Genomic DNA, 12,418 nt, shown 5'->3' with positions numbered 1-12,418 from the left:
CTAATGACGACATCGTAAAAATAACCGCCTAAGGCTCAAAGTCTTTGGCGGTTTTTACTGCTTTGATTTCTGCATTGATATTGGCAAGCAATGGACGGGCGCTACTGGCTTGAGCCGTGGTTTGTAGTTTTTCCGCCAGTTGTTTGGCTTGGGTCAGTGACGTCAACGCACTCTCGTAACGACTACTCCATAGTTGGTCATGACTGCGATAGCGTAACGCGTTAATGGTGGCAATATTTTTCAGGGACGCAGAGTCGGTCGTTTTTGCCAGTTTTTCATTGGCCAGTTGTAGACTTTGCCAAGCATAACGGTCGCTTGGCTGCTGCTCGGTCAGTGGTTTAAGCAACGCTTGGGCTTTGATTGGCTGATTGCTATTGGTGAGCGCTTCTGCCAAATAAAGACGCAGATCACGACGCTCAGGGTAAACACGCTGCTGGCTGGCTAATACGTCCGCCGCTTGTGACCATTTATTCTGCTCCGTTAGAATTTGGCTATGAGTAATCGATAGTAAAGGCTCTAAATTTTGGCGCTGCGTAGGCGGCAGTCGATTGATTTCAGCCAGTAAATCGCTTGCCTCTGTAAAGCGTTGCTGTTCGCCATACCAGTTCATCAAAGCCAATTTGGCACCTACGCTATTTTTAGCAGCCGTCATTAGCACTGTCTCTGAGGCGTGTTTACCCGTACTTTGGACACGCCAGTAGAGCAGATCAAATAAAGCCTGATGGCGCTGCTGCTGATTTAGTGACAGTGAAGGATAATGCTGGGCACGACTTTGCGCTTCACTTAAGCGCTCGTTACTCAGTGGATGCGAGCGTACAAAGCTTGGTAAAAATCGATTTTCAACTTGGTTGAGCTGGCTGCGTTGATTCATCGTGGCAAAGAATCGCGGCATCGCTCTTGGGTCATAGCCTGCTTGGGTCATGATTTGCATGCCCACCCGATCGGCCTCGCGCTCATTATTTCGACTAAATGCCATCGTGCTATTCATCATTGCCGTTTGGCTACCCATCATCACTGCCGCCGCTGCATCACCATCGACCGCCGATGCTGCAATCGCAGCCAGCATACCGCCTATCTGCATCAACAAGGCCTTTTTGCGCTCATCAGCACCACTTTCATAATGGCGCTGACTGATGTGAGCAACTTCATGCGCCACCACACTGGCAAGCTCATCCATACTGCTAGCGGCCAGAATCGTCCCTGTATTGAGTCCAATGACCCCACCTGGTGCTGCAAAGGCATTGATACTTGGGTTATCAATGATAACCAAACCCATCGGCGCTTGCTGCCTTGCTTGCGCATTGAGACGCCAAGTCATGTCTTTGACCGTTTCTTGAATCCAAGGATCATGCTCCATTTTGATACGACCATTGACGTTCCGTAACGACCATTCGCCGAGCAATTTGTTTTGATATTGCTCAGCGAAGCTCAAGCCTTGTCCACGCAAATTGGGCAGATTTAGCTCTTCTGAGCCTGTGGTTTGCCATGAATTATAATTGGATGCCATCACTTTGCTGCTCGTATTAGCATTATTAAGACTATCCTCGCTCATGGCAGCAGTGGTCATCGTCATTAGTACCGCCGACAACGCCAATTTAATAGCGCTCGATAATGCCATCGAACGCTCGGCACTTTTACATTTTTTTTCCTGGGTCATGGGCGCATTACCAAGTATCGATTGTCTATTAAAATGGTTCAAGTACGTATCCTATGCAAGTGAGTAATGATACTTTTTTTGAAGTAAGGTGTTTTTGAAGTAAGGTTTTTTCGACTGATTTTTTGACTAAACGTTTTTCGACTATACGAGCTTGCTGATATAAGGTCAATTCTAGTCTGCATTCGACTACCAATAACTCAGCTGTCCGTCACTATTGTGCAACATGGCTTTAGTCAATCCCCTATAAAATGGATATGGTGTCAGGCGCGCTTAGTCTACTATTTTTAGTACTTTTGCTCGCCTTCCTTGTATCTAAATTATCTTGAACAAACTATATGTGATTCTAATGAACTGAATGTGACGTTGATTATATTCAACTTCAACTACATATCGGCTATTTGGTATAATGGCATTTCATGATTATAGGGTCTGGCCACTGCCGAGTGTCTTTTATGAATTACAGGCACTGTCATTGTCATTGTGTGTTTGCGAATGTTCAATACAATTTAGTACAAATCAAAATATTTATAAGGTTTATTTTATGTCTGCTGATCGTCAGTCAACCACCGTATATTCGCCTTATTCTATAAACTTATCAGCAGATTTGTCTGATACTGAGCAGCAATACATCAACAACCTGTTAGACTTGTTACCAGCGCATACTGTCACTACAGATCATGAGGCGAATGAAACGCAGCCTATTCATGTTCAACGTTTCGTTGATGGTCGCGGACTTGCTTGTCCAATGCCGCTGTTAAAAACCAAAGTAGCACTACGTGACGTCACAGCTGGCGGTTCATTATATGTGGTCGCAACTGATGCCAACTCACAGGCTGATATCACCGCTTTTTGTCAACAAAGCCAGCAAGCAAATGCCGCAAGTCAACTGCGATTAATCGTTAATAGCATGACGGATCAGCCATCAGCGGATAGCTTATCAGCACAGCGTTTCGATACAATATATCACTTCATCATTACTAAAACTGATAGCAACTAAGTGTCGCTATCCTTTACAATTACAACTATAAAGATTTTTATCTGACTATTTGCGTCACTATTTAATCAAGGTCAAGAATATGGCTAATAATTCTACTGATACGGCAAAAACGAATAAAAAAGATGAGGCAGCTCCTATAAAAAACGAAGCACGTGATGCCGCATTAAAAGCTGCCGCCCAACGTCCACCTTATGATGCTAGCGCCTTAGGCGACACTAGCACCCGTGACTTAGTGCCAGCGATGCCGACTCATTTGTCAGCACCTGGGGTTAATTTGGGCGCTTATATCAACACGGTGCACCAAATCCCAATTTTGACACCAATCCAAGAGCAAGAGCTGGCACATCGTTATTATGACGAAGGCGATGTAGAAGCAGCGCGTCTGCTCGTGATGTCGCACCTGCGTTTTGTGATTCATATTGCCCGCAGCTACTCGGGTTATGGTTTGCCGCAAGCAGACTTAATCCAAGAGGGCAATCTGGGACTAATGAAAGCTGTAAAACGCTTTGACCCGAATAAGGGCGTGCGTTTGGTGTCATTTGCTGTGCATTGGATTAAAGCAGAAATCCATGAATTTGTGATTCGTAACTGGCGCATTGTCAAAGTCGCGACCACCAAAGCGCACCGTAAATTGTTCTTTAACTTGCGTAGTCTCAAAAAAACCAACAACCAGCTCACGCTAGAAGAGGCTGATGCCATTGCCAAGGACTTAAATGTCACACGCAAGCAGGTGTTAGAAATGGAATCGCGGCTTACCTCTTATGACGCCTCGTTTGAAGCGCAATCTAGCGATGACGACGATGGACGTTATGCACCGCAGCTATTTTTAGAAGATGGTATCGATCCTGCCGAGCAGTTAGAAGAAGCAGATTGGGAAGAAAGCAACTCATCTGCATTGATCGCGGCAATGGATACCCTCGATGAACGCTCACGCGATATCGTGGAGCAACGCTGGCTCTCTGAGCAAAAATCAACCTTACACGAATTGGCAGCCGTCTACTCTATCTCAGCAGAACGCGTACGCCAAATCGAAAAAAATGCCATGGACAAAATCCGCGAGGCAATGACCATTGATAGCGTTATTTTGCCAGACGATATTCAGTAGCAATTACCTATCAGTAGTGCCTGTCTTTCACCAGCGGTGGTTTTTAGATAATACGAGTTTGTCATGTTAAATTGGATAGGCATTGCAGCGATCAATATGGCCATCGCCGTCGCTTTAGGGGCGTTTGGGGCGCATGGCTTAAAAAATATCGCCAGTTTGCAACAACTCGAATGGTGGCATACTGCAACACTGTATTTGTTTATACATGCGCTGGGTTTATTACTGGTTGGTCTGTTAATTCGCCTAAAATATGTCAAGCAAACCACCGCATGGCTATTACAAATTGGCGTTATCATATTTGCTGGTAGCTTATATGCAATGACACTTGGCGCACCACTTTGGTTTGGCGCGATTACGCCTATCGGTGGTGTACTAATGATTGCAGGTTGGCTATGGCTAGCAGTGTCATCATTTAAGATGAACAAGTTGGTCGCAAAATAACCAGTTAAATAAATAATAAGTAAATTGCATTTTAGAGCATGTCCTTATTTTGAAAATGGAGATAAAAATGAGGACACGCCTTAGTACGCACAAAAGGATAAAAAATCATTAAGGAGTATATTTTATGAGTACCATTATCGTTAATGGTAAGAAACTACAGACTACCCATCAGACCGTGCAATTGGTCATCAATGAGCTTGGTCTTAGCCAAGGTCGTTACGCAGTAGAAGTCGATGGTGAACTGATTCCAAAGAGTGAGCTTGCTCAATTAAGTATCGCTGAAGGTATGAATATTGAAGTGGTACAAGCAGTCGGTGGTGGCTAATTAGCTAAAATGATGATCTATTGATTTGAAAATAAATGTGCTTAAAGAAATGTATTTAAAGGTGGGTTTTAAAAAAATAATTGCTCATAAAAAAGACCTCAACGTAGCAAACGTTCGAGGTCTTTTTCCGTTTTAGGGAATGTCATTTAGAGATATCTAAAAATGCGGCTATTTATACTATTTATTATTTCATCAGCCAGTAATCATTAACCTTTAAATATCCTAAACTCTATAACATTAAACTGCTGGAGCAGCATCGTCTGTCATCAGCTCTTCATAGCGTCCGTCACGCCCAGCACCCTGAGTCTTTTTGCTCTCCAACTTGGTTTTATACTTGCGTACTTGTCTATCAAGTTTGTCTGCCATCTCGTTAATGGCTTTATACATATCATCGTCAAGCGCTTGGACAAACATCTCTTTACCCGAGACTCGCATAATCGCTTCAGCCTTATGGCTCTTTATAGCACCGCTGTTATCTAATGATAAAATGACTTGAATACTTTGAATTTGATCAAAATGACGACCAATTTTATCAAGTTTTTCTTGAACAGCTGCGTTCATAGCGTCGGTAACACTGATATGGTGACCACTGATAGAAACATTCATATTATTGTCCTTTTATTATGACTTACATTGTTGCCTACGTTGTTGCTTGCGTTGTTACTTACAATCAACAGATGAGCCAGCATTCCTGCTTTTTCACCCTGCCTTACCAACAATGAATGGGGTGTCTTTATTTATCAGCGCCTTTAGTAATCGATGCTTTTCACAAAAATCGAACGTATCCTTTCGTTGTCATTTTGATTAATGAGATAAGTAAATACGCTAAATCGACACTTAGATTTCGTTGTTGGTATGACTCTAATTTGTCATGAATATAGAATAGTAGCAAGACAGTAAAGTGTAATTAAATGTAATAAAAACGGTTGTTTCCTGAATGTTTCTATATAATCAGAAAATTTTATTTTTTATATTTATCAAGAAATATATTAGCGATAGCACTATTTTTCTCTTAACTCATTGAATTGTGACATTTAATATTTCTGTTTACGCTGAGTAGACGAGCCAATATTCATTGCTTCACGATATTTAGCCACGGTTCTTCTGGCGATATCGATACCTTCCGATAATAAACAATCTTTTATGCGACTGTCAGATAATGGCTTTTTGGCATCTTCGTCGGCTATCAATTGCTTAATCATGGCGCTAATGGCAGTCGATGAAATATCGCCGTCGGTACTGCTGACATGAGATGAAAAGAAATGCTTGAGTGAAAATAATCCCTGCGGCGTCAAAATTGTTTTACTGGTGGTTAGACGCGAGACGGTCGATTCGTGCAAATCCACTTCTTCCGCAATGGCTTTTAGGATGAGCGGTTGCATCGCAGTCGCGCCATGCTGCAAGAACTCTTGCTGATAACGCACGATACTGGTTGCCACTTTTAATAGGTTTTGATTACGCTCTTCAATACTACGAATAAACAAGCGGGCATCGGTGAGGTTTTCACGCAGATATTGATTGTCGGGGCTGTCATCACCGCGCTTCACCAAATTGGCATATTCTTGATTGACTCTTAGCTTTGGCATGGTGTCAGGATTGAGGCGCACATTCCAGCCGTCCTCCTGCGTCGATGTATCTGAACTCGTCTGACTCTGATGGTGACGTATAGGCGTGACCAAAACATCAGGAATATCATAGCTGGCTGGCGACTGAGTATAGTCTGGTTGGCTGCTTTGAAACAGCAAGCCAGGTGACGGATTCAAGGTACGCAGTAAGTTAAGCGCGGGGGTAATCTGTGCAGGCGCGAGTCCAGTCCGCTCAGTCAATGCTTTGATGTTATTGCTCACCAAATGCTCACTGGCTGACAATAATGCTTGCGCTTCTTTTAGATGGTCAGTATTTGCATCGAGCTTGGACAATTGAATCGCTAGGCACTCACTGAGATTTCGCGCCCCGACACCCAGCGGATCGCAAGACTGAATAACACGTAAAACAGCCATGACTTCATCGTGCTCAACAGATTCATCCCATTGATAAAAACTTGCCATAGTATCGAAGCTTTGCAACAGCTCATCGATATCAAGCCGCACAAAACCCATGTCATCCATAGAGTCTATCAGATAGGTTGCAATCAACATGTCCGCTTCTGAGAGATGCTTAAAGTTCAGCTGCCAGCGCACGTGATCTTGTATGGTGGCAGAAGTGCCGCCTTGATAACTGTCAAAATCCTCGTCACTTTTGCTCCCCGAACTGCTTGCCGTAGATGCATAATTACTGCTATCAACACTACTTTCAAAGCTACTATAGTCGTCACTATCCATCGTATTATTGTCTATGGCACCATCATCGATACTGGCTTGCTGTAATTTGTCCAAGCTATCACTAAAGTCTTCATCTGGTTCAGAGTTGTGGGTATTACTCTCAGAGGTTGCACTAAATGAGTCAATATCAGTGCTCTGGTTCCAGCTATCAAGTGTCAATGACTCATCTACTCTATCGCCGCTGCCATAATCGTATTCATCTTCATCATCCTCAATACGTTCAAGCAATGGATTACTATCCAGCTTGGCCTGAACTTCTTGCGCAAGCTCAAGACTAGAGAGTTGCAGCAATTTAATGGCTTGCTGCATTTGCGGGGTCAGTTTTTGTGAGGTGCTCAGCGTGGTCGCCAATCCGAAAGACATACTCATGGGTGGCTTATTACACTCCGATACTGGTGATAGTCTATATATGTTGCCACTTAAAGTAGCGATTTAACGTTATCAGGACATGACGATAGCATTTTTCGTGGCAATTTTGCTATGATAATTTATAGACGGCCCAATACGCTTATTGCTCTCTACTTATAAAATCCTATAAATTTGACCGTTTTAGCATGAACCGCTAAACAATAAACAACCAAATCTTGTTGATAATAATAAGGCTATATAAAAAATACAAGGTACATGACACAAAACCTTCGAGCAAATTGAATCACTCTTAACATTAACCGAGAATAATACGATGAATGACCAAGCAAATAAACTGCACCTTGTCACTGCTGCGATTCAAATGAATAGCCAGCAAGACATCGAAAAAAACGTAGCGGCTATAAAAGCTGCCATCAGCGATGCCAGTCATCAAGGTGCTCACCTTGTTGTCTTACCAGAAAACTGCTGTAGCATGGGCGAGCAATTTGCCACCGCAGAACGCTTTGATTCGCTATCAGCGACGATAGCAGACTATGCCAGTACTTACGGTGTCTATGTGCTGGCAGGCTCACTGCCCTGCCCTTATCGCCCTGATGGCGTCATCGTGCCTGATGGCAGACTGCGCCAAGTCAGTCAGCTATTTGCCCCTGATGGTACGCGAGTGGCACGCTATGACAAAATTCACCTATTCACGGCGACGGTAGCAGATAAACATGGCAGCTATAATGAAGCGGCGACGTTTGAGCCCGGTACACAGACTGTAGTTGCAACAGTAGAGAGTGATCATGCTGTCTATCAACTAGGTATGATGATTTGCTTTGATCTACGCTTTCCTGCATTGCCACAGCGCTTACGTCAAGCAGGCGCTGACATATTAAGTGCGCCATCGGCATTTACTTATTTAACGGGGCAAGCACACTGGTCGCTGTTACTTCGCGCACGGGCGTTAGACAGTCAGTGCATGGTCATTGGTGCAGCACAAGGCGGCGACCATGTTTATAAAAACGGTGATATCCGTCAAACGTGGGGGCATACCACTATCACAGCTTTTGATGGCACGATTATTAACAGCTATGATGCGAGTGCACTAGATAAAACCACGGGTAACGAAAAAAACCAAGATTATGCTTTGATCTTGGCAACCTTAGATAAACAGACTCAACAGCAAGGCCGCCAAAAAATGCCCATTTTTGATTGTCATCGTTTGGCGTAAGTCAATTTCAATATTGAATAGTAAGTATTGAATATCGAATATTAGGTGTTGTTTTCTTCGGTCCGTGTATGAGTCGCGCGCGGATGAGCGCGATCATAGACTTGCGTGAGCTTAGCAAAATCGACATGGGTATAAATTTGCGTGGTACTGATATCGCTATGCCCAAGCATTTCTTGCACCGCGCGCAAATCGCCACTGCCCGACAGCATGTGCGAGGCAAAACAATGACGCAATAGATGCGGATACATATTTTGTGCGATGCCGGCACGGGTAGCCGCAACCTTGAGACGCTGCTGCACTGCCCGTGTCGATAAACGCGTACCCAATTTTTCACTAATAAATAATGCGCTGTCCATTTGCTCCACCCACAGATTACGATGCGGTAGATAACGGCTAATCGCTTCTGCTGCCTTGATACCTAACGGCACCAAACGCGTTTTATTGCCTTTACCTGTCACGCGCACGCGCAGGTCTGACAAATCCACATCGGCCATATCCAACGCGACCAACTCGCCTACGCGCAGACCGCTGCTGTATAGCAATTCAAACATCGCCTTATCACGGAGCCATAAGCGCGCTTGTTCGGGTGTGTCAGGCATCTCTTGGTCAAGCAGCTGAGTGAGCAAATCAACATCAGCGATAGACGGCAGCGGTCGAGGACTACGTTTGAGCTGATAGCCAGTCGTTGGATTGATACGTGCCAAGTTCTCTTCTATCAACCAGCCATAAAAATGGCGAATGGCTGACAGCTCTTGCTGGACGCTGGCAAGTGCCAGCTTGTCTTCATCCAAGCGTTGACTAATATGCTGGGCTAATTGGCGCTTATCGCAGCGCGTCCACGTCAGGCGTTTCCCACGTAAAAATAGCGCCAATTGATTCAGTCCTGCAAAATAGGCGGTCAACGTATGCGGCGAGTGATTGCGCACCGACAAGACATTAAGCCAACGATGCACGGGCGCTAACAAATCACGTAACGCATCATCCGACTCTATAGCTGCGGCGTGCTCGACTGATAGCCATGCTTCTGCCTCAGAATCTGAGGTAGGCTCCATCGTATGATTGTTTTTATTGGACATAGCCCTATTATCCATTAGCCTTCTGGATTGGGCTTGATGCCCGCTTGCGCCATCAGACCATCTGGGCTAAATACGCCTTCGTAAACAAAGGCGGTCGGACCGGTCATCATCACTGAATAACCCGGCTGCCATTTGATGATCATACTGCCACCATAAAGCTGCGCACGCACGTCTTCGCCTTCATCGAGCCAGCCTTCGCGGATACCAACCGCTACTGCGGCACAAGCGCCAGTACCACAGGCTTGTGTCTCACCGACACCGCGCTCATAGACACGCAGACGAATATGACGCTGATTCATCACTTGCATAAAGCCGACATTGACACGGTCGGGAAAGGCGGGATGCGATTCGATGGCTTTGCCTAAGGTTTCAACGTCGGCATCGAGCACGTTATCAACTTTGATAACGGCATGCGGGTTGCCCATATTGGCAACATAAAGCTGTACAGGAGTGCCATTTACATCGAGATGATAGGCGTTTTGAATTTTGGTTGTGGCTCTGGGGGTAAAAGGAATCTCGCTTGGTTCAAATTTCGGCTTACCCATATCGACTTCGACCCAGCCGTAACGATCAGTGGTCAATGAAATGATGCCGCTTGCCGTCTCAACACGCAAACGCTGTTTAAATGACAGTTTACGCGCTTGCACAAAACGGGCAAAACAGCGCGCACCATTACCGCACTGCTCAACTTCTGACCCATCAGCATTAAAAATGCGATAACTAAAATCAACGTCAGGACGCATCGGTGGCTCAACGACGAGCAGCTGATCAAAGCCAATACCCAAATGACGGTCACCCAGTAACTGTACCAAATCCTTGGTCAAATCTAAGCGCTGAGTCACCAAATCGATGACCATAAAATCATTGCCTAGACCATGCATCTTCGTAAATTCTATTAGCATATCCTTGTTATCCTATCCTATTTTTATGTATGTCTTATATTAGCACGCTGTCAGATACAATCATAACTATCACCGCTATCAAATACTAAGTTAGCACGATGCTAAATCCACCTTGTACAGCCAAACTGATATCTCTCATTAGAGCAGGCCATAAAAAAGCCCATCATCATAAAGACAATGGGCTTTTTATCTAGGGCATGCCCTCAATCTAAATGAAAACGCCTAAATGGGCTAAAAATGGCCAAATCTGTTGGTCACCGATTTATTTACCTTGCCACAATACTTCGTCTTCATATAACGCTTCAATAATTTCGCGTTTACGAATCAGTTGATGGCTATCATCGGCTACCATTACCTCACTAGCACGCGGGCGTGAATTATAATTGCTACTCATGGTAAAGCCGTACGCACCAGCGCCTGTGATTGCTAAAACATCGCCTACCGCGAGCGACAATAAACGGTCTTTCGCTAAAAAATCACCCGTTTCGCAAATAGCGCCAACGATATCCCATGGCTGCGTGCCATCAGTGTCGATGCCATTCTCAGGCAAAACACTTGGAATGACTGCCATTTCAGCTTGATATAACGCCGGACGAATCAAGTCATTCATTGCTGCGTCAACAATGGCAAAGTTCTTATGTTTCGTTGGTTTGAGTACATCAACCTTGGTCAATAATACCCCAGCATTTGCTACAATACTGCGACCCGGCTCAAAGAATACCGTTAAGCCAAGCTCGCTAAGTTTCGGTAATAACGCTTGGGCAAACTCGTCGATAGATACTGGGGTCTCATCGATATAACGCACACCCAAACCACCGCCCAAATCGATATGACGCAGCTCAATACCTTTATCATGTAAGTTATATATCAGCTCAATCACTTTATCCAAAGCCGCGACAAATGGCGCAACTTCAGTCAACTGCGAGCCAATATGACAGTCAATACCGACGATATCGATATGAGATAATTGCGCCGCTTGCTCATAGACGGCAACCGCGTCTTCGTGGGTGATACCAAATTTATTGTCTTTTAACCCTGTTGAGATATACGGATGCGTCTTGGCGTCGACATTAGGATTGACCCGTAGTGAAATTGGCGCAGGTTTATCCAATTTCTGTGCCACATCATTAATCAAAGTCAGCTCGCTGATTGACTCTACGTTAAAACAACCAATACCTTGGGTCAGGGCATACTCGATATCGCTATCAGTCTTGCCCACGCCTGAGAACACCACACGTGAAGCATCACCACCTGCCGCCAGTACGCGCATGAGCTCGCCACGAGAGACGATATCAAATCCTGCCCCTGCTTGCGCCAATATACCAAGTACTGCAAGATTAGAATTGGCTTTTACCGCATAACAAATCTGGTGCGTTAAACTGGCAAAGCTATCGCTATAAGCTTGATAGACATCCAAAATGGCTTGTTTTGAGTAGACATAGCATGGCGTACCATAGTGTTTAACCACATCATCAATGCTTACCTGCTCCATATACAATGCATCATCACGATAATCTAGCGCGGGTAAATGGGCGGTTAAAGCTTGAGGATTAACATACAAGCCTTGCTCAGTTTGGATCGTGACAGATTCGCCAGTTTGTTGCTCAGAATGACTCATATAAACATCTCTAATTTCATCAGGTTACAAAGTTAAAAAAATCTTAGGGTGCACACCGAAATCTCGTTGACGGCATTGAGTTTTTAATAAAAATCAATAATCATTAGGGTCTTCACTGGGTTCCGGTAGCTTAAAACCATCCATTTCTTGATGACCATCATCTTGTGTCGAATAGGTACTACCCTGTATGCCAGCGCTATCCGTAGCTCCTTGAACCGTCTGGCTACTAGCGTCGGCGAGGTATAGATTGCCTTTTTGACCGCAACCCACCAAACCCATCATCACCCCACTGATAATAAAAGTGGAGATAACACGGCGACCAAGATCAGCGACATCAGTGTGCTCAGTTTTCGAAAAGCGGTTAATAGTAAACATAGAATAGAGAACCTGTGAC

12 protein-coding genes are annotated in these 12,418 nt (G+C 44.6%); 5 read left to right on the top strand and 7 right to left on the bottom strand.

Annotated features, from left to right (window positions below):
• Positions 1 to 28: 28 nt before the first annotated feature.
• Positions 29 to 1,657: a M48 family metalloprotease gene (locus Q6344_01405; GenBank protein WLG14041.1), complete on the bottom strand. Its 1,629-nt coding sequence runs from the start codon at positions 1,655 to 1,657 to the stop codon at positions 29 to 31.
• A gap of 541 nt (positions 1,658 to 2,198) precedes the next feature.
• Here Q6344_01405 and Q6344_01400 point away from each other — a divergent pair.
• From Q6344_01400 to thiS, 4 genes are all read left to right on the top strand, one after another.
• Positions 2,199 to 2,654 carry a sulfurtransferase TusA family protein gene (locus tag Q6344_01400; protein WLG14040.1) on the top strand — a complete coding sequence of 152 codons (456 nt, stop codon included), beginning with the start codon at positions 2,199 to 2,201 and terminating at the stop codon, positions 2,652 to 2,654.
• 241 nt (positions 2,655 to 2,895) lie between these two features.
• Positions 2,896 to 3,759, top strand: a complete 864-nt coding sequence (gene rpoH / locus Q6344_01395) for an RNA polymerase sigma factor RpoH (GenBank protein WLG15109.1) — start codon at positions 2,896 to 2,898, stop codon at positions 3,757 to 3,759.
• Positions 3,760 to 3,822: 63 nt separating this feature from the next.
• On the top strand, positions 3,823 to 4,200 hold the full coding sequence (locus Q6344_01390) for a DUF423 domain-containing protein (GenBank protein WLG14039.1): 378 nt from the start codon (positions 3,823 to 3,825) through the stop codon (positions 4,198 to 4,200).
• A gap of 124 nt (positions 4,201 to 4,324) precedes the next feature.
• Positions 4,325 to 4,525, top strand: coding sequence for a sulfur carrier protein ThiS (gene thiS / locus Q6344_01385; GenBank protein WLG14038.1), 201 nt, complete (start codon positions 4,325 to 4,327; stop codon positions 4,523 to 4,525).
• Positions 4,526 to 4,762: 237 nt separating this feature from the next.
• Here the strand turns inward: thiS and raiA are convergent, their stop codons facing one another.
• Both raiA and Q6344_01375 read right to left on the bottom strand, forming a co-directional pair.
• Positions 4,763 to 5,131 carry a ribosome-associated translation inhibitor RaiA gene (gene raiA / locus Q6344_01380; GenBank protein ID WLG14037.1) on the bottom strand — a complete coding sequence of 123 codons (369 nt, stop codon included), beginning with the start codon at positions 5,129 to 5,131 and terminating at the stop codon, positions 4,763 to 4,765.
• 428 nt (positions 5,132 to 5,559) lie between these two features.
• Entirely contained in the window at positions 5,560 to 7,215 is a 1,656-nt protein-coding gene (locus tag Q6344_01375; GenBank protein ID WLG14036.1) for an RNA polymerase factor sigma-54, read from the bottom strand.
• A 313-nt stretch (positions 7,216 to 7,528) separates the two neighbouring features.
• Between Q6344_01375 and Q6344_01370 the strand changes: the two genes are divergently transcribed.
• The gene (locus Q6344_01370; protein WLG14035.1) at positions 7,529 to 8,428 is read left to right on the top strand and encodes a nitrilase-related carbon-nitrogen hydrolase; all 900 of its coding nucleotides are present in this window, start codon (positions 7,529 to 7,531) and stop codon (positions 8,426 to 8,428) included.
• Between the two features lie 41 nt (positions 8,429 to 8,469).
• Here Q6344_01370 and Q6344_01365 read toward each other — a convergent pair whose 3' ends face one another.
• The 4 genes from Q6344_01365 to Q6344_01350 all read right to left on the bottom strand — a co-directional run bounded on the left by Q6344_01365 (position 8,470) and on the right by Q6344_01350 (position 12,399).
• Positions 8,470 to 9,504: a tyrosine recombinase XerC gene (locus Q6344_01365; protein ID WLG14034.1), complete on the bottom strand. Its 1,035-nt coding sequence runs from the start codon at positions 9,502 to 9,504 to the stop codon at positions 8,470 to 8,472.
• A 14-nt stretch (positions 9,505 to 9,518) separates the two neighbouring features.
• Positions 9,519 to 10,406, bottom strand: coding sequence for a diaminopimelate epimerase (gene dapF, locus Q6344_01360; GenBank protein ID WLG14033.1), 888 nt, complete (start codon positions 10,404 to 10,406; stop codon positions 9,519 to 9,521).
• A 262-nt stretch (positions 10,407 to 10,668) separates the two neighbouring features.
• A complete protein-coding gene (gene lysA / locus Q6344_01355) occupies positions 10,669 to 11,898 on the bottom strand; it encodes a diaminopimelate decarboxylase (protein WLG15108.1) in 1,230 nt (409 codons plus the stop codon).
• A 219-nt stretch (positions 11,899 to 12,117) separates the two neighbouring features.
• The gene (locus Q6344_01350; GenBank protein ID WLG14032.1) at positions 12,118 to 12,399 is read right to left on the bottom strand and encodes a hypothetical protein; all 282 of its coding nucleotides are present in this window, start codon (positions 12,397 to 12,399) and stop codon (positions 12,118 to 12,120) included.
• Positions 12,400 to 12,418 lie beyond the last annotated feature (19 nt).

This window comes from Psychrobacter cibarius (assembly GCA_030686115.1).
GTDB classification, from domain to species: Bacteria; Pseudomonadota; Gammaproteobacteria; order Pseudomonadales; family Moraxellaceae; genus Psychrobacter; species Psychrobacter cibarius_C.
The sequence above is the reverse complement of the archived record's forward strand: the minus strand, read 5'-3'. Positions and strand labels throughout refer to the sequence as shown.

What these genes read in the sequence shown, in the direction of transcription:
- Q6344_01405 (WLG14041.1), bottom strand. Translation starts at nt 1,657, where the DNA reads ATGACCCAGGAAAAAAAATGTAAAAGTGCCGAGCGTTCGATGGCATTA.
- Q6344_01400 (WLG14040.1), top strand. Translation starts at nt 2,199, where the DNA reads ATGTCTGCTGATCGTCAGTCAACCACCGTATATTCGCCTTATTCTATA.
- rpoH (WLG15109.1), top strand. Translation starts at nt 2,896, where the DNA reads ATGCCGACTCATTTGTCAGCACCTGGGGTTAATTTGGGCGCTTATATC.
- Q6344_01390 (WLG14039.1), top strand. Translation starts at nt 3,823, where the DNA reads ATGTTAAATTGGATAGGCATTGCAGCGATCAATATGGCCATCGCCGTC.
- thiS (WLG14038.1), top strand. Translation starts at nt 4,325, where the DNA reads ATGAGTACCATTATCGTTAATGGTAAGAAACTACAGACTACCCATCAG.
- raiA (WLG14037.1), bottom strand. Translation starts at nt 5,131, where the DNA reads ATGAATGTTTCTATCAGTGGTCACCATATCAGTGTTACCGACGCTATG.
- Q6344_01375 (WLG14036.1), bottom strand. Translation starts at nt 7,215, where the DNA reads ATGAGTATGTCTTTCGGATTGGCGACCACGCTGAGCACCTCACAAAAA.
- Q6344_01370 (WLG14035.1), top strand. Translation starts at nt 7,529, where the DNA reads ATGAATGACCAAGCAAATAAACTGCACCTTGTCACTGCTGCGATTCAA.
- Q6344_01365 (WLG14034.1), bottom strand. Translation starts at nt 9,504, where the DNA reads ATGTCCAATAAAAACAATCATACGATGGAGCCTACCTCAGATTCTGAG.
- dapF (WLG14033.1), bottom strand. Translation starts at nt 10,406, where the DNA reads ATGCTAATAGAATTTACGAAGATGCATGGTCTAGGCAATGATTTTATG.
- lysA (WLG15108.1), bottom strand. Translation starts at nt 11,898, where the DNA reads ATGGAGCAGGTAAGCATTGATGATGTGGTTAAACACTATGGTACGCCA.
- Q6344_01350 (WLG14032.1), bottom strand. Translation starts at nt 12,399, where the DNA reads ATGTTTACTATTAACCGCTTTTCGAAAACTGAGCACACTGATGTCGCT.